Source organism: Candidatus Hydrogenedentota bacterium (genome assembly GCA_019637335.1).
GTDB lineage: Bacteria > Hydrogenedentota > Hydrogenedentia > Hydrogenedentales > JAEUWI01 > JAEUWI01.
The window spans coordinates 94,142-114,599 of the sequence record JAHBVV010000005.1; the positions used below are offsets into that span (position 1 = coordinate 94,142).

At 64.5% G+C, this 20,458-nt stretch carries 14 protein-coding genes; 4 read left to right on the top strand and 10 right to left on the bottom strand.

The features are described 5' to 3' along the window. Positions 1 to 14: 14 nt before the first annotated feature. Positions 15 to 533 carry an NYN domain-containing protein gene (locus KF886_08320; GenBank protein MBX3177349.1) on the top strand — a complete coding sequence of 173 codons (519 nt, stop codon included), beginning with the start codon at positions 15 to 17 and terminating at the stop codon, positions 531 to 533. 31 nt (positions 534 to 564) lie between these two features. Here KF886_08320 and coaD read toward each other — a convergent pair whose 3' ends face one another. The 9 genes from coaD to KF886_08365 all read right to left on the bottom strand — a co-directional run bounded on the left by coaD (position 565) and on the right by KF886_08365 (position 11,138). Beyond that, positions 565 to 1,062: a pantetheine-phosphate adenylyltransferase gene (coaD, locus tag KF886_08325; protein MBX3177350.1), complete on the bottom strand. Its 498-nt coding sequence runs from the start codon at positions 1,060 to 1,062 to the stop codon at positions 565 to 567. Next, positions 1,055 to 2,467 carry a nickel pincer cofactor biosynthesis protein LarC gene (gene larC, locus KF886_08330; GenBank protein ID MBX3177351.1) on the bottom strand — a complete coding sequence of 471 codons (1,413 nt, stop codon included), beginning with the start codon at positions 2,465 to 2,467 and terminating at the stop codon, positions 1,055 to 1,057. The genes coaD and larC overlap by 8 nt, the downstream gene beginning before the upstream one ends. Positions 2,468 to 2,553: 86 nt before the next feature. Continuing rightward, complete coding sequence (gene larB, locus KF886_08335; protein MBX3177352.1) at positions 2,554 to 3,315, bottom strand: nickel pincer cofactor biosynthesis protein LarB; 762 nt, start codon at positions 3,313 to 3,315, stop codon at positions 2,554 to 2,556. A gap of 63 nt (positions 3,316 to 3,378) precedes the next feature. Beyond that, positions 3,379 to 4,650 (bottom strand): insulinase family protein, encoded by a 1,272-nt coding sequence (locus KF886_08340; protein ID MBX3177353.1) that lies wholly within the window; start codon positions 4,648 to 4,650, stop codon positions 3,379 to 3,381. A gap of 149 nt (positions 4,651 to 4,799) precedes the next feature. Beyond that, positions 4,800 to 7,112 carry a polyribonucleotide nucleotidyltransferase gene (gene pnp, locus KF886_08345; GenBank protein MBX3177354.1) on the bottom strand — a complete coding sequence of 771 codons (2,313 nt, stop codon included), beginning with the start codon at positions 7,110 to 7,112 and terminating at the stop codon, positions 4,800 to 4,802. 293 nt (positions 7,113 to 7,405) lie between these two features. Further along, a complete protein-coding gene (gene rpsO / locus KF886_08350; protein MBX3177355.1) occupies positions 7,406 to 7,675 on the bottom strand; it encodes a 30S ribosomal protein S15 in 270 nt (89 codons plus the stop codon). A 114-nt stretch (positions 7,676 to 7,789) separates the two neighbouring features. Then, positions 7,790 to 8,983 (bottom strand): phosphoglycerate kinase, encoded by a 1,194-nt coding sequence (locus KF886_08355; GenBank protein MBX3177356.1) that lies wholly within the window; start codon positions 8,981 to 8,983, stop codon positions 7,790 to 7,792. A gap of 2 nt (positions 8,984 to 8,985) precedes the next feature. Further along, positions 8,986 to 9,984, bottom strand: a complete 999-nt coding sequence (gene gap / locus KF886_08360; GenBank protein ID MBX3177357.1) for a type I glyceraldehyde-3-phosphate dehydrogenase — start codon at positions 9,982 to 9,984, stop codon at positions 8,986 to 8,988. A gap of 632 nt (positions 9,985 to 10,616) precedes the next feature. After that, entirely contained in the window at positions 10,617 to 11,138 is a 522-nt protein-coding gene (locus KF886_08365; protein MBX3177358.1) for a hypothetical protein, read from the bottom strand. 203 nt (positions 11,139 to 11,341) lie between these two features. Here KF886_08365 and KF886_08370 point away from each other — a divergent pair, with 203 nt between their 5' ends. From KF886_08370 to dut, 3 genes are all read left to right on the top strand, one after another. Continuing rightward, positions 11,342 to 14,605, top strand: a complete 3,264-nt coding sequence (locus KF886_08370) for a PD40 domain-containing protein (GenBank protein ID MBX3177359.1) — start codon at positions 11,342 to 11,344, stop codon at positions 14,603 to 14,605. A gap of 85 nt (positions 14,606 to 14,690) precedes the next feature. After that, positions 14,691 to 16,802, top strand: coding sequence for a penicillin acylase family protein (locus KF886_08375; protein ID MBX3177360.1), 2,112 nt, complete (start codon positions 14,691 to 14,693; stop codon positions 16,800 to 16,802). Between the two features lie 109 nt (positions 16,803 to 16,911). Then, positions 16,912 to 17,361, top strand: coding sequence for a dUTP diphosphatase (gene dut, locus KF886_08380; protein ID MBX3177361.1), 450 nt, complete (start codon positions 16,912 to 16,914; stop codon positions 17,359 to 17,361). A 388-nt stretch (positions 17,362 to 17,749) separates the two neighbouring features. Here dut and KF886_08385 read toward each other — a convergent pair whose 3' ends face one another. Then, complete coding sequence (locus KF886_08385; GenBank protein MBX3177362.1) at positions 17,750 to 20,452, bottom strand: hypothetical protein; 2,703 nt, start codon at positions 20,450 to 20,452, stop codon at positions 17,750 to 17,752. Positions 20,453 to 20,458: the final 6 nt, after the last annotated feature.

Sequence of the window (20,458 nt, forward strand, 5' to 3'; positions counted from 1 at the left end):
GAGGAACGGCCGGGATGGCGGAGAAACTGCTGGTAGACGGGTACAACGTGTTGCACCACTCGCGGAAGTTGTTGCGGCTGGTGCGTCAGGACATGGAAACCGCACGCGAAGCCTTGATCGACAAGGTCGCCCACTACTGCATTCAGACCGGCCACCAGGTGACCATCGTGTTTGACGGGCAGGGCGCGCAGGTGGTGCAGCGGGTCGAGCACTACCGATCCGTGCCGGGGCTCGAAGTGCTCTACGCGCCCGGACAACTGACCGCGGACGCCGTCATCGAGCGCATGGTCTACCAGACGCCGCGCAAGATGGACGTGGCCGTGGTCACGAGCGATCGCGGCGTGCGCGATCTGTGCCGGGGCATGGGCGCGCTGGTGATGGACGCCAACAACTTTTTGCAGAGCATCCAGGATTCACGCGCGGACGCCGGGGAAACCGTCCGCAATACCCAGAAGCCGGCCCCGGTCAACGTGGAAGACCGCCTTGACGAACGGTCGCGGTCGATACTGGAGCAGCTCCGGAAGAAGCTGTAGCCACCGCTCCCGCCCCCCGAAATCACCCCGCTCAGGCCTTGCGTTCTTCCTCAAGTTTCTCCTTGAGCCGCTTTTCCACCGCCGGGCTCACGAAGTGGCTGAGCGATCCCCCAAAAGCCGCAATTTCCTTCACAAGGCGCGAGCTGAGGAAAAGATACGGTTCGCTCGGCATCAGGTTGACGGTGTCGATTTCGGGGGCGAGCTTGTGGTTGTTGATCGCCATCGTAAGCTCGAATTCGAAGTCCGAAACCACCCGCAAACCCCGGATCAGCGCCACCGCCCCCTTCTTCTGCGCGAACTGCACCGTGAGCGACTTGAAGTGATCGATCGATACCCTCGGAATGCCCGCGACCATCTCCGTGAGCATCTCGACGCGCTCCTCCACGGAAAACAGGCCCACCTTGGCGTCATTCACAGCGACGGCCACGATGACGTGGTCGAAAATGTTTACCGCGCGCTCGATGAGGTCCAGGTGGCCGAGTGTGGGGGGGTCGAAACTGCCGGGATACACCGCGATCCGCTCAGGCATCCGTATACTCTCCTTTTACCGCGGCCGCCAGGGCGCATTCGTAGACCTTGCGGACGGGGACGCCCGCCTGGGCCGCCGCCCGCATGCAATCCTCGTATTCCGGCGCGGTGCTGATGGCCTCGCCGTCGCGCGAGCCGATCTTTATCCGAACCGGGCCCCACGGTGTGGCCACCGTCTTCCAGTCGCGGTCCAGTATCACGCGCTGCTCCGTTCGCGTGCGCACGCCCAGCGTCGTGGAGTGGCTGAACAGGATGTCGCACAGGGCCCGGGCGCGGGATTCCTCCGCCAGCACGGTGACCTTGTGTGCGGGGCGGCCTTTCTTTCCGATGACCGGCGTCAGGAAGGCATCCAGGGCGCCGCCGTCCATTAGTCCGGCAACCAGCGGTGCCAGCAACTCGCCCGACATGTCGTCGAGGTTGGCTTCCAGCACCTGGATGGATTCGGTGGCGCCCGCGGCGCCCTCGCTCTCGCCAATCAGGACGCGCAGCACATTGGCGCGGTCCGGCAGGTTTTTCGTGCCGCTGCCGTAGCCGATGGCCTCCACCCGCATGAGGGGCGCCGGGCCAAACTCGCGCACGCGGTGGTCGACCAGCGCGGCGCCGGTCGGCGTGACGAGTTCGCCGTCCACCGCGCCGCCGTAGGTCGGCTTGTTCTGGAGGAGGCGCGCCGTAGCGGGCGCGGGCACCGGCATAATGCCGTGATCGCATTTGACTGTGCCCGACCCCACGTGGAGCGGCGAACACACGAAGCGCTCGATGCCCAGCAGGTGAAAGCCCAGCTGCGCGGCGACGATGTCGACGATGGAATCGACGGCGCCCACCTCGTGAAAGTGGACCTTGTCGATGGTGGTCCCGTGGACCGAGGCCTCCGCGCGCCCCAGCGCCTGAAAAGTCTCGATGGCCGCATCTTTCACCGGCCCGGGCAGCGCGCTGTGCTGTATGAGCTTCTCGATATCCGCCAGATGCCGGTGCGGCTGTTGGTGATGATGGCCATGATCATGATCGTGGTGATGGTGATGCCCGTGACCATGCTCATGTTCGTGATCATGATCATGATCGTGGTCATGGTGATGATGCTCGTGGCCAGGATCATGGTCATGATGATGCCCGTGCCCGTGCCCGTGCCCGTGCCCGTGGTCGTGCTCGTGATCATGATGATGGTGATGGCCGTGGTCATGATCATGGTGGTGATGGCGCCCGTGTTCGTGGCCATCCTCAATCACCTTGAATTGCGTGGCGTGCACGCCTTTCTTGAGCACCTTCTCCGCCGTGACGTGGTAGCCCTCGACCCCCAGCGATTCGAGGCCCGCCTGTATGGCGGCAAAATCGGCCCCCGCGTCGATCAGGGCGCCCACCGTCATGTCGCCGCTGATGCCGCTGTAACAGTCAAAATAGATGGTTTTCATGGTTCGCCTTTACCGCGGCGCGGCTTGTTCGTTGGTCTTGCGGCCAGAGAATTCCGCGACATCTCGCGGGCGCCGCTGGCGCGCCGTCATGCGCATCCGCTCGCCATGCGGTTGATGGTGGAAGCGGCCACGGCGGCCCCGAAACCGTTGTCGATATTGACGACGGTGACCCCCGTGCCGCAGGAGTTGAGCATACCAAGCAGCGCCGCCAGGCCGCCGAAACTCGCGCCGTATCCGACCGAGGTTGGCACCGCGATGATGGGGCAACGCACGAGGCCGGCGAGCGCGGACGGGAGGGCGCCTTCCATGCCGGCGCAGCAAATGATCACGCTGGCGCGCAGCAGCTTGTCGCGCTGGTGAAGCAAACGGTGGATCCCCGCCACGCCGACATCGGTAATGGTCTCGACCGGATTCCCGAGCAGTTCACAGGTAACGCGCGCCTCCTCGGCCACGGGCAGATCGCTCGTGCCCGCGCAGACCACCGTAATCGTGCCCTTTGCCAGTTCCGGCGTCTTGATGGTTATGCTGAAGGCGCGAGCGAGCTCGTGGTGGACCGCGTCTGGGTGGGCCGCGCAGACCGCCTGGATCACCTCCGGCGAGCACCGGGTGCCCAGCACACTGGTGTTCCGCTCGCGCATCCGCCCCGTAATGGCGACCACCTGTTCGGGGGTCTTGTACTCGCAGAAGATCGTCTCAGGATAGCCCTTGCGCAGCTCCCGGTGATGATCAATCTTTGCGAAGCCGAGATCCTCGAAAGGCAGGTGGCGCAGGTTTTCGACCGCATCGGTCGGCGCAAGGCGCCCGCCGGCGACGTCTTCCAGTAGTGCTTGCAGCGTTTGATGGTCCATAGTGACTTACCCGTTCCCCGGGAACACGGGGGTAGACAAAGTGTAGCGTAAGGGATGTCTGAATTACAGCGCGATCACGTCCGGCATCGTCTGTTCCTCGGGCCCGAGCACGAGCAGCGCGCTCTGATCCGGAGTGAAGATTTCCGCGCAGCAGGTCTTGACGTCCGCCAACGTAACAGCGTCGACCCTTGAGATTATTTCGGATATCGGAACAAGCTTGCCGTAGTACATCATGGACTTCGCCATACGCGCCATCCGCGTAAAGGTGCTTTCCATCGCCATAAGCATGCCCCCCTTGATCTGCTCCCGGTTCAGCTCCAGCTCCTCCTCCGAGAGACCATTGTCGCGCAGCTTCCGGAGTTCCGCAAAAGTCAATTCCAGGGTGTTCGCAAGCTGTTGCGGAGCCACGGCGGCGTACACCCCGAGCGAGCCGGCGGTCAGGTAGAACGCGTCGAAGGTGTAGATGCTGTACGCCAGCCCCTCCTCCTCGCGAATGCGCTCGAAGAGGCGCGACGTCGAGCCGCCGCCCAGGATGTTGCTGGTCATGTCGTAGGCGTACTTCCGCTCGTCGTAGAGCGAGGGGGCGGGAAAAGCCAGCGTAATGTGCGATTGGGCGATGTCGCGGTGCACCGCCCGGATCCCGCTTTGGAACCGGGGCGCCGCGTCAAGCGGCGGAACCGCGCCCACCGAAATGGAGCCAAACTCCGCCGACACCTGATCGATCACCGCGCGACGGTCGAAGTTGCCGGCAATAGAAAACACCATGTTTTCCGGGCGGTACCAGCGCCGGAAGAAGTCAACCACATGGTCGTAGCCCAGTGCCGAAACGGATTCCGCCGACCCGGAGATCGAGCGCCCGAGCGCGTGGCCCGGCCAGTGATGTTCCGTAATCAGGTCGTGAACGTATTCGTCCGGCGTGTCCTCGATCGAGGCAATCTCCTCCAGAATGACATTCCGCTCCTTCTCCAGATCGCAGAAGAGGGAGTTCTTGACGAGGTCCGCCAGGATCTCGATGCCGGTGGCGACGTGCTTTTCGAGCACCTTGACGTAGAGGCAGGTGTATTCGCGCGAGGTGAAGGCGTTCAGCTGGCCGCCGCGGCTTTCGATCGCCGCCATGATCTCGTGAACATTCCGGTTCGATGTCCCTTTGAAAAACAGGTGCTCCAGAAAGTGGGCTATCCCGTTCTCGTCCGCGCGCTCATTGCCCGATCCGGTCCGTATCCAGACGCCGATACTGGCGGAGTGCAGGTACGGCAGCGGCTCCAGGCAGACCGCCAGGCCGTTGTCCAGCGTTATGACCTCCGCATCCTCCTGCGTGTAGACGATATCACTCAACGGTTTGCATTCCTTCCAGCACGTGTGCGCGACTCAGGCCCGCGCGCTCCTGAAATGGCCGCCGCGCCGGCAGCGGTAGCGCGCCGGCGCGGGGCCTCAAAAAAATGGCGCTTCCACGGGGAAGCGCCATCGTATCCATACATTCCCGATTACCGGCGCCCGCCGCGGTCGCCGCCGCCGCGCCCGCCGCGATCACCACCGCGCCCGCCGCCACCGCCGCGTCCGCCGCGATCACCGCCACGTCCGCCACGGTCGCCGCCGCGCCCGCCCCGGTCACCCCGGTCGCGGTCACGGCTGGCTTCCTTCTTTTCAAGCTCGCTCGGGTCCACCCGGCCCAGCTCGACGTCGGCCTGCACTTTGGACAGGTTGACGCGGCCCATCTTGTCGATCTCGATCACCTTGATGTCGATCTCGTCGCCGACGTCCACCACGTCCGTCACCTCGTTTACGCGGCCGGGGGCCAGCTCGGAGATGTGGATCATGCCTTCCTTGTTGCCCACCACGGTGCAGAAGGCGCCGAAGTTCATGATGCGCGTGATGGTGCCCTTGTAGAGCGCGCCCACCTCGACGTCCGCCGTGATTTCCTTGATGAGGTCAATCGCGGCCTGCGCGCTGGCGGCGTCCACCGCGGCGACATTGACGGTGCCGTCATCTTCCACGCTGATTTCCGAACCCGTTGAGGTCTGGATTTCGCGGATGACCTTGCCTCCCGGCCCGATGATGTCGCGGATCTTGTCGACGTCAATCTTGATCGTGTAGATGCGCGGCGCATACGGCGAGAGGTCCTCGCGCGGCCTGTCGATGCATTCCAGCATCTTGCCGAGAATGTATTCGCGGCCGGCCTTGGCCTGTTCGAGGGCCTTCTGCATCGTTTCGCGGGAGAGCCCCTTGATTTTGGTGTCCATCTGGAAGGCCGTGATGCCGTCCTTCGTTCCGCAGACCTTGAAATCCAGGTCGCCCAGGTGATCCTCGTCGCCCAGGATGTCGCTCAGGATGCGGATCTCGTCGCCTTCCTTGATCATGCCCATGGCGATGCCCGCCACCGGCGCCTTGATCGGGACGCCGGCGTCCATCATGCAGAGCGTGCCGCCGCAGACGGTCGCCATCGAGCTCGAACCGTTGCTTTCGGTCACCTCCGACACAATGCGGACGGTGTACGGGAAGTCCTTGAGCGTTTCATCGGCCGCGCGCTCTTCCTCGCTCACAAACGGCACCATGTTCATCAGCGCGCGCTCCGCCAGTTTGCCGTGGCCGATTTCGCGGCGGCCCGGACCCATAATGCGGCGCACTTCGCCCACCGACCAGGAGGGGAAGTTGTAGTGCAGGAAAAAGCGGCGGAATTCATCGCCCGTGAGCTCATCGAAGCGCTGCTCGTCGCGGGTCGTGCCGAGGGTTGTGGTCACGAGGGCCTGGGTTTCGCCGCGCGTGAAGAGGGCGGAACCGTGGGCGCGCGGAAGCACGCCAACTTCGATCGTGATATTGCGGATTTCGTCGAGTGCGCGCCCGTCCATGCGGCGGTTGGTCTCGATGACCTGGCCCCGCATGACGCGCTTCTTCAAGTCGCTGAACGCCGCCTTCGCGTCGCCTTCGAGCTCCGCCCAGCGCTCCTCGCCGTATTTCTCCGCGAGCGCGGCGAGGGCTTCGTCCTTGATCGCGTCGATGGTTTCGTAGCGCACCTGCTTTTCGGAAATCGCCTGCGCTTCCTTGACGCGGCCGGCGTACCCTTCGATGGCCGCCACGATTTCGTCGTTGAGGTTGATTACCTCCACCGGCATCTTCTCCACGCCCGCCTTTTCGCGGAGCTCGTGGATCGCTCGGATGATCTTCTGGATGTGCGCGTGGCCGAATTCCAGGGCGTCCAGCATAAGGGACTCGGGTACTTCGTGTGCGTGCCCTTCCACCATCGTGATCGCGTCGGCCGTGCCGGCGATGACAATGTCGATATCGCTCTCGGGCATCAGCTCCATCGAAGGATTGACCACAAGCTGGCCGTCAATCATCCCCACGCGCACCGCGCCAATCGGCTCGGAAAGCGGCACTTTCGAAATGTGCAGCGCCGCCGAGGCCGCGTTGATGCTCATCACATCCGGATCATTGACATTGTCCGCCGAAAGCACGGTCTGGCAGACCTGAAGCTCGTTCAGGAAGCCCTTGGGGAACAGCGGACGCAGGGGGCGGTCCGTCATGCGGCACACGAGGATCTCGCGCTCCGAGGGGCGCGCCTCGCGGCGGAAGAAATTCCCCGGGATCTGGCCCACCGCGTAGAACTTCTCGCGGTAGTCGACCGTCATCGGGAAGAAATCCTGGCCCGGCCGCGCGTCGGGCGCAACGCAGACCGCCGAAAGGACCATGGTGTCGCCGCTGCGGCAAATCACCGATCCGTGGGCCTGCTTCGCGATGCGCCCCGTTTCAAATTCCAGTGTTACGTCGTCCAATTGGACAGAAAGGCGTACTGTTGACATAGTTCTTCTAACTCCGTGGACACAGTATCGCCTCCCACAACGATCGGGCCCGTCTTTTTCATCTCTTCTTCTTCGTTCTTCCATGCGCCGTCGGCGGCGCAACGCGCGTAGTGCGCGGGCGGACGCCAGGGGGTCTGCTGCTGTCCTGGGCTGGTCCGCTTTTCGGCCTCGCCCGGCGGGGGCCGGTGAGGCCAGGTCCTTCCCGGCGGTAGCCGCGCAGTGCGGGGAGCCGCCGGTAAGGCATGCGTGATAAAACACTCGGGGCGGCGCTACCGCCGCCCCGAGGGCATTCCTTACTTACGCAGGCCGAGCTCCGCGATGAGCGCCCGGTAGCCTTCCAGATCGTTGTTCCGGAGGTAGGCCAGCAGATTGCGCCGCTTGCCCACCAGCCGCAGCAAACCGCGCTGTCCGGCAAAGTCCTTCTTGTGCACCTTGAAGTGCTCGGTCAGGTCGTTGATACGCTGCGTCAGAAGCGCGATCTGCACTTCCGTCGACCCCGTATTCTTCTCGTCCTTCCCGAATTTCTTGATGACTTCCTGCTTCTGTTCCTTGGTTATCGCCATGGATTCACCTTTCGTTGTATTCACCCGGGCCAAGTGCGCCGCCGGTGACCGCGGTCGACCGAGCGCCGGGCAACTCCACAAAATCCCGGCAAGACGCCGGGCGATTCAACTGTGCTATTTGTCCGTCAACGCGGCGATGCCCGGAAGGATCTTCCCTTCGAGCATCTCCAGCGAAGCGCCGCCGCCCGTAGAAACGTGCGACATCTTCTCCGCCAGGCCGAACTGCGCGACCGCGGCCGCGGTATCGCCGCCGCCGATCACGCTCGTGATGGTCTCGCTTTCGGCAAGCAGATCCGCGATGGCGCGGGTGCCGCCGGCAAACTTCTCCATCTCAAACACGCCCACCGGGCCATTCCAGACGACCGTGGCCGCCTTCTTGATGGCTTCGAGGAACTGTTCCCGGGTCTTGGGCCCGATATCCAGGCCTTCCCAGCCGTCCTCGATCTCGCCCAGGCCGCAAACCTTCGTGTTCGCGTCGTTCGAGAAGGCGTCCGCGACGATATTGTCCACGGGAAGGAGCAATTCTACTCCTTTTTCCTTCGCCTTTGCCATCACCTGATTCGCCGTGTCGAGGCCGGCCTCGTCGAGCAGCGAATTGCCGATGGCGTAGCCCTGCGCCTTCATGAAGGTGTAGGCCATGCCGCCGCCGATGATCAGCGTGTCGACGAGGTTGAGCAGGTTGTCGATGACCGTGATCTTGTCCGACACCTTCGCGCCGCCCAGAATCGCGATCAGCGGCCGCTTCGGGCTGTGCAGCACGCCGCCGATGTACTCGATCTCCTTGGCGACCAGGAAGCCCGCCGCGCTCTGCGCCACGTACTTCGTCACGCCCTCGGTCGAGGCGTGTGCGCGGTGCACCGTGCCGAACGCGTCGCTGACGTAGACATCCGCCAGCTTCGCCAGCTGCTCGGAAAGCGCCGGATCGTTCTTCGTTTCACCGGGGTGAAAGCGCGTGTTCTCCAGCAGGAGAATATCGCCGGCGGCCAGCTTGGCCACCGCCGCCTCCACCTCGGGGCCCACGATGTCGTCGGCCTTGGACACATTGCCGCCCACCAGCTTGCGCAGCTCGTCCGCGACAGGATCCATCTTGAACTTGCTGTTGTCCTCGCCGGCTTTGGGGCGGCCCAGGTGCGACATCAGAATCAGCTTCCCGCCCTGGTCGCGGACGTACTGGATGCTCTTGAGCGCCGCCACAATGCGGGTGTTGTCCCGCACCGTGCCGTCCGCGTTCTGCGGGACGTTAAAGTCCACCCGCATGAGCACGCGCTTGTCCTTCAATTGAAGGTCGGTGATACTCAGCTTGTTCATGACTAGCCGGCCATCTTCTTGAACAGGTCGATGCAGCGGCAGGAGTAGCCCCACTCGTTGTCGTACCAGGATACAACTTTGGCGAAGTTGCCGTCCATGACGGTCGTGCTCAGCGCGTCGAATACGCTGGAGTGCGGGTTGCCAATCACGTCCACGGAGACAATGGGATCTTCCGTGTACTGGAGGATGCCCTTCAGGGGGCCGTCCGCCGCGGCCTTAACCGCCGCGTTGATTTCTTCGGCGGTCGTGCTCTTGTTAAGTTCGACCACCAGGTCGACCACGGAGCCGTTAATGACCGGGACGCGCATCGCCATGCCGTCCAGCTTGCCCTTCAAGTCGGGCAGCACCTGGCCCACGGCGCGCGCGGCGCCGGTGCTGGTCGGGATGATGGACTGGGCCGCGGCGCGGGCGCGGCGAAGGTCCTTGTGGGGCTGGTCCTGGGCCGGCTGGTCGTTCGTGTAGGCGTGAATGGTGGTCATGAGACCGCGCTTAATGCCAAAGTTCTCGTGCAGCACCTTCGCGAAGGGGGCCAGGCAGTTGGTTGTGCAGCTCGCGTTGGACACGATCTTGTGCTCGGGCTTGAGGATATCGTCGTTCACGCCCATCACGACGACGGCGTCGATCGCGTCCTTGGGTGGCACGCTGAGGAGCACCTTCTTCGCGCCTGCCTGCAGGTGCATTTCGCACTGCGCCTTCGCGCGGAAAACGCCCGTGGATTCCAGCACCAGTTCCACGCCGAGCTCGCTCCAGGGCAGCTCGGCGGGGTTCTTGATGGCCGTAATCTTGATTTCCTTGCCGTTGACGACGATGGAGTTTTCTTTCGCCTCCACGGCGCCCTTGAAGTTGCCGTGGACACTGTCATACTTGAGCAGGTGGGCGAGGGTCTTCGCGTCGGTCAGGTCGTTAATCGCCGCAACTTCAAAGCCTGGCTCTTCGAGCAGCAGCTTGAAGACGTTGCGCCCGATACGGCCAAAGCCGTTGATTCCGATTTTCGTAGCCATGGTACATTCCTTTCGCTTGTTCGAGACACGTAAATACAGTCAGCGCGTCTGGTTCCCGCCGCGGTTCGCGCGGCACACCGGTCTTGGCCGGTATTCGGAACGCATCCGTGAATGAAGGAGAAAGACGTTGCTTGCGGCGCTCGGGGGCGCTGGATTGCCCCACAATCCGGGCCGGATCGGGGGATCGTCCGGCCTGCGCAGTAACTTTCAACCCTGTCCGTCTTCGCAGGGACCTGTTTTTCCATTCACGAATCGCGGAAAGTATGTCACATCGCCGCGCCGCAAGTCAATTCGTCCGCCGCGCCCGACGGGGCGTCGGTCGTGTCTGGAAAAGGAGGGGAGGGGCCCCGGGTGGTCAGCTCCAGGGCCCCTCAGGGAAGAGAGTCATAGAAACGGTTGTTCTATACCCGAAGTATAGCGCAAATTCTTAAATACGTCAAGACGGAATTGCTGGTTTCCGTAAAAAAATATACGCCCAAAAGGGTGGGAAGTCATAAGTGCTTTCAAAAAAATAACTTGTGACGATGCTTGTGGTCGCGCCAATCCTCGTTCTTGCGCCGGAAGGGAATAGAAAAGCCCGCAGTCGCTGGCGACCGCGGGCTGAACCCGGCATGGTGACGCGTCTCGGGTGATCAGTCGTCGTCGAGATCGTCGAAATTGAAACTCTCGCCATCGCCATCGTCGCCATCATCGTCGTCGTCATCAAAGCTGAATGCGGCCCCGTCGCCCTCGTCGCCGGATTCATCATCGTCATCGTCATCATCATCATCATCATCATCATCATCGCCGTCGTCGTCGTCAAAGCTGAAGGACGTATCGTCATCGTCCCCCGCATCGGCGCTTGCCTCCTCCTTTTTGCCATAGTAATCGTCGTCGTCGTCCTCGTCGTCCTCCACCTCGAAGCCAAGCGCGCGCGCCAGCGCCTTGATATCGGCGTTCCCCTCCATCGCCTTGCGCTTCTCCTCCTCGAATTTCACGTCGCCGGCCTTCTCCTTGCAGCGGACGTCAATGAGCTGCGCGTTCTCGAAGCACTGGCCGATTTCGGAGAGGACCTCCTTCAGCGCATCCTTGAAGTTCTGGTCGCCCTTCATGGCCGCCTCGGCCTTGCCGCGGTCCTTTCCGGGATTCGAGCTGAGTCCGATCTTGAATGACATGCGGAGTTCTCCAGTCACTGGGGGAGCGGCGGCGGACGCGCCCTGGCTGCCGCCCGCGCCGTCCTCCCTGCCAGCCGCCAGTCTAGCAGAAGGGCGGCGCGCCGGCAAGCCATTTTCGCGCGCGCCGGGCAACGGGACGGCGCCGGGTGCTATCATAGCGCCCGCGGGTCCCCCCGGGGTCCGCGAAACCAACAGGAGACAATATGTCTGGATACTACCGGCAGCCCACGGTGCATGGAGACACGGTCGTTTTTGTTTCCGAGGATGACCTCTGGCGCGTGCCGTTGGCCGGCGGGACGGCGTTGCGCCTCACCGCGAGCCAGGGGGCCGTCGCGACGCCATGTCTCGCGCCCGATGGCAAATGGATCGCGTTCAGCGCGCGGGAAGAGGGCGCGTGGGAGGTCTACGTCATGCCCGCGAATGGCGGCCCCGCGGAACGGCTGACCTTTCAGGGGGGCGTCGCCGTCGTGGTGGGCTGGGTGGGCGACGGCGCCGAAATTCTCTATTCGAGCGACGCGGACGCCCCATTCAGCCGCGCGCGCCATCTGTGGTCCGTGCCGCGAACGGGCGGCATTCCGGCGCGGCTGCCGTGGGGCATTGCGAACCACCTGAGCCGCGGCCCCGGGAACAGTGCGGTTATTGGAAGAAGCACGGGCGACCCCGCACGGTGGAAGCGCTATCGCGGCGGCAACGCGGGCCAGCTCTGGGTCGATCGCGAGGGCGAGGGAACATTTGAACGGATCAATCCCGTTGAGGGCAACATCACCGCGCCCATGTGGATCGGGAAGCGCATCTACTTCATTGCCGACCACGAAGGCGTCGGCAACCTCTACAGCTGCACGCCCGCCGGGCGAAACGTCCACCGACACACGCACCACGAGGACTTTTACGCGCGCGGCGCGAGCACCGACGGCCGCACGGTCGTCTATCACGCGGGCGGCGACCTCTATCGCTACGACATCCGCGAGGACACCGCGCAAAAAATACCCGTGGACCTGCCCAGCCCCCGCGTGCAGCGGAACCGGCGTTACGCCCCGGCGGACAAGTACCTTCAGGGATACCAGCTCCGGCCCGACGGAAAGGCGCTCGCCCTGACCGCGCGCGGAAAACTGTTCACGATGGGCAACTGGGAAGGTCCCGTCTTCCAGCACGCCAACGAACCCGCCGCGCGCGCCCGGCTTTGCGCCTGGCTGAACGACGGCAAGCGCGTGGTTTTTGTATCGGATCGCACGGGCGAAGAGCGCCTCGAAATTGCGGACACCACGGGAACGGGGAAGCCGCGCACGTTGAAGAAAATCGATATCGGCCACGCCATGGGACTTGCGGTTTCGCCGATCACCGATCGCGTTGCGGTGGAAAACCACCGCTTCGAGCTTATCGTGGCCGACCTGGCGTCCGGCAAGAGCCGCACCGCGGACCGCAGCGAATTCGGCCCCATTACGGGCGCGGCCTGGTCGCCCGACGGCCAGTGGATCGCCTATTCCTTCCCGGATACGTCGCGGACCCGCGTCATTCGGCTCTACCACGCCCCCACCGGAAAGCGGTTCTGCGTCACCCGCTCCGAATTCTTCGACGCCGCGCCGTCGTGGGACCCGGAAGGCAAATACCTCTACTTCCTGTCGTTTCGCGCGTTTAATCCCGTCTACGATACGCTCCACTTCGATCTCGGCTTCCCCAAAGCGATGCGGATTATGGTGGCTCCCCTCCGGCTGGACGTGCCCGATCCCTTCGTGCTCCGCCCGGATCCCCCCGAGACCCCAAAGGCCGATGCCGAAAAAGACAAGGACAAAGAGAAGGACAAAGAGAAGGGCACGAAGGTCGCTCCGATCAAAATCGATACCGCCGGCCTTACGGACCGGATCCTGATGTTCCCGCGCGAAGCCAGCCGCTACGGCCGCGTCGTCGGGCTCAAGGGCAAGCTGCTCTACAGCGAATACCCCATACGCCATGCCCTCGGCGGCAACGGGGGATCGGGCGAGGGCCGCGGGAGCGTCTACTGTTTCGACCTGGCCTCGATGAAGGAGGAACAGATCCTCACCGGGGTCGATGGTTTCTCGCTCTCGCGCAATCGCGCCATGCTCATCTATCGTTCCGGCAAGAAACTGCGCGTGGTCAAGGCGGGGGAGAAGCCGGCCGAACAGAAAGCAAACGGCCTGGTGCGCGACGGCGGCAAGTCGACCGGCTGGATCGATCTCGACCGCATCAAGGTCGCCGTCGATCCGCCTCAGGAATGGCGGCAGATGTTCCGCGAAGCCTGGCGGCTCCAGCGCGACTATTTCTGGGACGAAAAAATGTCCGGCGTGGACTGGAAAAAAGTGTACCGCCGCTACGAACCCCTCCTGGAGCGTGTCTCCTGCCGGGGTGAATTGTCCGACCTCCTGTGGGAGATGCAGGGCGAACTCGGCACGTCGCACGCCTACGAATACGGAGGCGATTATCGAAGCGCGCCCCACATGCCGCAGGGAATGCTTGGAGCCGACCTGGCCTGGGACGCGCGCGGCAAGGGATATCGGATCGGGTCCATGATCGCCGGCGATTCGTGGGATGAAGACGCGCACTCGCCCCTGCTCGCGCCGGGAACGGGCGTGGCGAAGGGCGATCTGATTCTGGCCATCAACGGGCAGCCTCTCTCCAAAGCGGTGACGCCCGGGCACGCCCTCGTGAACCGGGCCGGCCAGCAGGTGGCCCTGACCGTGCGCCGCAAGAAAGCCGCCCCGCGCGTGGTGACCGTGCGCGCGCTTGGCGGCGAGCAACTACTCCGCTACCGCGCCTGGGTCAACGAGAAGCGCGCCGAGGTCCACCGCCGTGGCGGCGGGCAGGTTGGTTACGTGCACATCCCCGACATGGGCGCGCGCGGCTATGCGGAATTCCACCGGGGCTGGCTGCCGGAGCTGCATTACCCGGCGCTGATCGTCGATGTGCGCTTCAACGGCGGCGGGCACGTCTCCCAGTTGCTGCTGGAAAAGCTGGCCCGCAAGCGCCTCGGCTACGACGTGGCGCGCTGGCATGCGCCGGAGGCCTACCCGCGCGAGTCGGTTCAGGGGCCGATGGTCGCGCTGACCAACGATTTCGCGGGGTCCGATGGCGATATCTTCTGCCATTGCTTCAAGCGCATGGGCCTGGGCCCCCTTATCGGCTCCCGGACCTGGGGAGGCGTCATCGGAATCAGCCCGCGCACCGCGCTCGTCGACGGAAGCGTGACCACGCAGCCGGAGTTCTCGTTCTGGTTCGACGATGTCGAGTGGGGCGTGGAAAACTACGGCACGGATCCCGACCAGGAGGTCTATATCACCCCCCAGGACTACAAGGCCGGGCGCGATCCGCAACTTGAGGCGGGTCTGGAGGCGATTCTGGGCTTGCTGAAGGAGAACCCGCCGGCCTTGCCGCCGTTCCAGAAGCGGCCGGCGCGGAATCTGCCCCGCCTGCCCCGGCGCGATGGCGCATCCGGGGGGAAACGAAGCCGGTAAAAGCGATACAATCAGGGCCCGCGCGCCGGTCCCTCCAACACAACCACCGCGCGCTACCCCAAATAACCGACCAGGAGTACTGCTCATGTTCCGTCCACGCATTCTCGCCCGTGCCCTTCTCGTTGCCGGACTGGCCTGCGCCTCCCTGGCGTCCGCCGGAACGGTGACCATTTACCGCGATACCTTCGGCGTGCCGTACATCTACGGCGATACCGACGCCGGCGCCGCCTTCGGGCTTGGCTACGCCCAGGCGGAAGACCGGCTCGACGATCTCTACATCAACATCCGGCAGGCGGTCGGACGCATGGCCGAGGTGCTCGGCAAGGATCACCTGCAGTCCGACTACATGATGCGCCTCGCCCGCAACGCCGAGCGCTGCGCGGAATACTGGCCCACCGCGCCGGAGCCGCTTCGCGCCATCGGCGACGGGTTTGCGGCCGGCGTGAACGCGTGGCTCGCCGACAATCCCGGAAAGGCTTCGCCCTACGCCCTCGACCTGGAGCCGTGGCATGGCCTCGCCGTCATGCGCGCCATGATCCTGAACTGGCCGCTGGGCAACATTCGCGACGAGCTACGGCAAAAAGGGAACACGCTGGGCTGGGGCTCCAACGAGTGGGCGGTGGCCCCCGAGCGCAGCGCGGACGGCAGCGCCATCCTGCTGGCCGATCCGCACCTCACATGGCAGGGCATGTCCGTGTTTTACGAGGCGCACGTGTATGGCGACGCGCTGGCGGAGCAGCACGGCTTCTTTCTCGTGGGCGTGTACCTGCTTGCCTACGGGCACAACCAGCACGTCGGCTGGGCCCCCACCACCGGCGGCCCCGACACCGGCGACGTGTACGCCATGAAGCTCAACCCGGACAACCCCACCCAGTATGAATACGATGGCGAATGGCGCGACGCGAAGGTCGGGATGATCTCCATACCCGTGAAGGGCGGCGACCCCGTCCAGATGCCCACCTACACCACCCATCTTGGACCCGCGTTCGCGGAGCCGAACATCGAAAAGCAGACCATCCTCGTCGGCGCAACGCCGTACTTCGATCAGATGCAGCTCCTCGAACAAGGCTACAAGACCCTCCAGGCGCGCAATGTGGACGAGTTCACGGAAGCGATTTCGATGAACCAGTTCATGCAGCAAAACCTGATGTCCGCGGACCGCGACGGCAATATCGCGTATGCGCGCGTGGGCATGACGCCCATCCGGCCCGAGGGCTACGACTGGGGCGCGCCGGTGCCCGGGAATACCTCGAAAACAGCCTGGCTCGGCATCCATCCCCTCTCGGATCACGTCCAGATCAAGAATCCGCCCCACGGCTACATGCAGAACTGCAACATCAGCCCCGAGTTCATGATGGTCGACTCACCGCTCACCCCGGACAAGTACATCGACTACCTCTACAACGTCAGCTGGGATACCCGGAACAGCCGCGGTGATCGCGCGCTCCAGGTCCTCGACGCGGACGACAGCCTCACCCGGGAAGAGGCCATCGACCTGGCCTTCGATATCACCGATCCCTACTGGGCGGGTTGGAAGTCGGCCCTGGAGAAGGTGGCCATTGGGCCCGCGAAGGTCGCCCTGGAAGATGCTGGCTACAAAACCGACTTCGACCGCCTCCTGAACTGGGATGCCCGCTACCACCGGGACAGCACCGCCGCCCCGCTCGTGCGCTACTTCCGCCTGACAGCCTTTGAGAAAGTCGACCCCGGCAAGGTCAACGCCGGGCGCCACCTCAATATGGACGAGCTCTTCGCCTTGAAGGACGCGCTCGACGAGGCCCGCGAGCAGATGATCGCGCTCTACGGGCGCACCGATATCGCCTGGGGCGACATGATCACCGTGGGCCGCGGCGGGAAATTCTTCCCCGCGTCCGGCGGCGACTACGGCGGCGGCGAAAACGACAAGCGCGTTCGAAGCCTCCTCAGCCTCGGGGTGCGGGAGACGGAACAGGGGAGCGGCAAATACCTGGCGAACAAGGGTTCCATGGCCATGATCCTCATGTTCATGCACGAGGACGGGGTGGAGTCCTACACCTGCGTCCCATGGGGTCAGAGCGCCGATCCCGATTCGCCGCACTACATGGACCAGGGCGAGAAGCTGTTCACCCAGCGCAAGTTCAAGCCGGTCTTCCGTACGAAGGAAGCCCTCCTGGAAAACACGACCTCGGAGAAGACCCTGACGTACGACCCCAGCTGACTCGGGGCGAAAATAGACTGCCGACTACCGCCTCCTCGCGCCGCTTCACCGTGAGCGCGGGGAGGCGTTGCCGATAGTACGATGGGCCGACGCCCGGAAAGGACTCGTTGTGAAGCATATCCGCGTCGCCATAACCCGCGACCCCGGCACGGAAGACCTCCCCCTGCCCGCCTATGAATCGGCCCTGGCCGCCGGGATGGATCTCCGCGCCGCAGTGGCGGAGCCGCTCACCCTCGCGCCCGGTGATCGCGCCATGATCCCCACCGGCATCCGCATCGGGCTGCCCCCGGGCGCGGAGGCGCAGGTCCGCCCGCGAAGCGGGCTCGCCATCCGCCACGGCATCTCCATGGTCAACAGCCCCGGCACCATCGACGCCGACTACCGCGGGGAGGTCCAGGTCCTGCTCATCAACCACGGCCGCGAACCTTTCACCATCCAGCGCGGCGATCGCATCGCCCAGCTCGTGGTCGCGCCCGTCTTTCACGCCGGGTGGGACCTCGTCGACGCGCTCGACGAAACGCTTCGCGGCGATGGCGGCTTCGGGCACACCGGGGTATAGGGACGGGCGCGGCTATCGGCGCGGGAGACAAGCGGGCCGCGGGTCACATTGCTTGTCGCGGTGGTCCTGGAGGGAATAGAAGGATTCTTGCAAGCGGGCCCACGTTGCAGCGGATACGACAGTCTGAGCCCGGGAAGGCAATTCGATTCCCAGTAGAGCAGCCTCCCTCCCGCCCGCGGCGCAATACAGCTACGGAGCGCCAACGGCCCGCCAGCAGATTGCGCCCCCAGCGCAATACAGCTATGGAGCGCCGGCGGCCCGCCGATAGATTGCGTCGCCGGCCCGCCATGCACACCGGCTCCATTAGTAAAAACACATACTGTTCCGCACTACAGAGCGCTAAAGTGTTACGGATGTGGAAATGTCGGTTGAAAATTCGCGGCGCGAATTAATAGCCCGAGGGTTTCTCTGGATCGGGCTGGGGGTCGCCTTCCGGAGTGGATTCTGCTTCGGGGGTTTCGATGCCGGCCTGTTCCGGTGTGTCCTGACCAACGAGTTCGACTGCGGGGGGGTCGGGATGCCTCGCCTCGTTCTCCCCGCTCTCATCCAGGGGGGCTTCGGGCGTCCAACCCTCGGCATCGGGGTCGGCTTCCCCGGCGGTTACGGACGCCTCCACGCGATCCTCGTCGGGGGATGGGATTTCTTCGTAATCGTCGGTCTCCGATTCGGCGTCTTCCAGTTCCGTTTCATCGATGGATTCCGCGGAGTCGGGCTGGAGGGGATCCGCGTCGAAGGTCCCGTATGGGGCCTCTGCCCCACGCTCGCCGCCATCGCCGCCATCCCGCGATCCGGAGGGATCCCCGGACTCGGGCTCGGCATACGCCACGATGTGGGCGTCCTGGGCGCCGCCCTCCGAAACGGCCATGGCCGCATCGCCGCTGCCTTCAATCCGGGCCGCAGGGGTTGCGGTGGCGAGCGCGGCCTGCCAGCGCTTGCGATCATGGTAGTGGTACAGGATCACCGCGCTAATCAGGAAGAGCAGGACGTAGTACAGGTTGAAGGCCATTTCGTTCCAGTTGGTGATGGGGCCGGTGATGGCCTGGCCGAGTATGTTCTGCACGACAAGCACGAGCGCGACCAGCAGCGCGGCGTGTGGGAAGGGGTCACGGGCAGACTGCGCGGGCACGCGGCGGAGTAGCACGAGCAGCACGATGGCCGCGAGCACGGCGAGCATGCCGGGACCAATGTAACGCCAGTAAATGTCACCCCAGTACTGCTCGCTACCGAGTTCCTGGAGGTAGATATTGGCCCAGCCGCGCGTGCCGTTTTTCAGGGACATGCCGAGGCCCACGAGGAGGCCCAGGTAGACGCCCAGCCGTTCGAGGTTCGGCTCCTCGCGGTGGGGCTCGGTTTCCTCCAGGGAGATCGTTTCGCCCCAGGGCATGATGGCGAAAACGAACGCGGCGACGCCGAAGCCGGCGAGCACGGCGGGCCCGAGCAGGACATACCACCGCGCGGGCTCCTCCGCCGCCATCCAGAGCCATCCCTTCCAAGCCGGGAGCTCGCCCTGGAGAAACGCGGCGCCGATGGCCAGGAGCAGGAGATAGACCGCGAGCCAGTCGGGGTTCGGGTACCGCAGGAACACGGAAACGCGGGGCTTCTTCCCGTGCACGTTGCGCGCCATGGCGCGGAGCATGTAGAGCGCCACGTAGACCGCGCCATAACCGGCGGCGATCACGAGCAGGTAGAGGTCGAAGCGCGCCCACCAGGGAAGGGGGTTGTCCCCGCGCCCCAAGCGCATCCGGGTCGAGAGGAACCACACGATGAGTACGAAGAGGCCGTAGCGTGGAAGCCAGTTACTGAGGGGCGGCACCGGGGACGGCTCGCCGCCCCCCTCCGCCCGCCGCACGCGCCACAGGTGATGCGCATAGAGCGCGGCGCCGGCGAGCAACACGGCGGCAAAGGCGATCGTATCAAGGTGGTCGCGCCACTCCGAACCAAACATCTGTCCCCCGCGCTCGACGAGGAACCAGACAAGCAGGACGGCCATCAGGAATGCGGAGAACGCGCCGAAGTAGAAGTCGGTCCGGCGCGGCGCCGAGGCGGCGGGCAACGGGGCCGGCGCGGGCATGGGGCGGTTCACGAGGTAGTAGGCCACGCCCAGTGCGACGCCGATACTGATGCCGCCGCAGGACTCCCAGCAGCGCCACCAGTTGAATCCGGCATCGCCGAAGACGCCCGGGGCCCATTTCCAGTTCTGGCAGAGCGCCCAGCCGGCGCCGTTAAGCAGGCCGACGGTGGAGATCAGGGTGACATTGCGCCAGTCGCGGCGTCCGATTTCGAAAAGGAGGAACCCGAGATAAAAGCCCAGGTGGCGGATCGCGTTGCCGTTGTCGTTCATCAGGCGGCGGAGATTCGGGTTCGCATCAAGGTCCTGGTAGCGCTCCTGGATGCTGCTGTAAAGCGGCAGGAACCACTGCGGGTGCTGCTGGTAGAGCTGGTCGAGGAAATAGGCCATACCGAAGCCGCAGAAGAGGCGCACGCCCCACTTCCAGGCGGCGAGGGGCCGCTCGGCGGCGCACCAGGCCAGCATGCAGGCCCCGATCCCCGCCCAGGGCACGCCGGCGATGAACAGCCAGATGAACCCGTACGTCGGGTCAATTTCCACAAATTCACCCGCGCCCGTGTTCGTCTGGAGCTTGCCCTCGAAGAAGCTGGACCACTGCATCCAGCCGCGCGCGCCCGAAAGGCCGATGCCGATGGTGAGCGCAAGCACGATCCAGCCGGAGGCGTAGCGCCGGATTGGCGGGCCGCCGGGGTTGCGGGCAATGAACCACCACGCCGCGCCCCACATGACGCCCGCGAAGACACACCCCTTCACCGCGCCGAAGCCGGAGGACCCGCGCACGGCCCACGTGAAGCCGCCCAGCGCCGCAAAGAGGAGCACGGGCAGGAAGAAATCGTGGACGAGGTCGTCCTTGCGGCGCGCGGCGCAGAACGCGGCGAGGCCGAGGGCGATCGCCCCGAGGACCGCCACGAATTGGGGCACGCCCTGCAGTTGATTCGACCAGCCAAAGACGCCCAGCGCGGCGAGCGCCAGGATGCCGGTAAGGATGGCCCCGGCGGGCTTGGAAATCGTGTGTGTGTTCATGGTGCG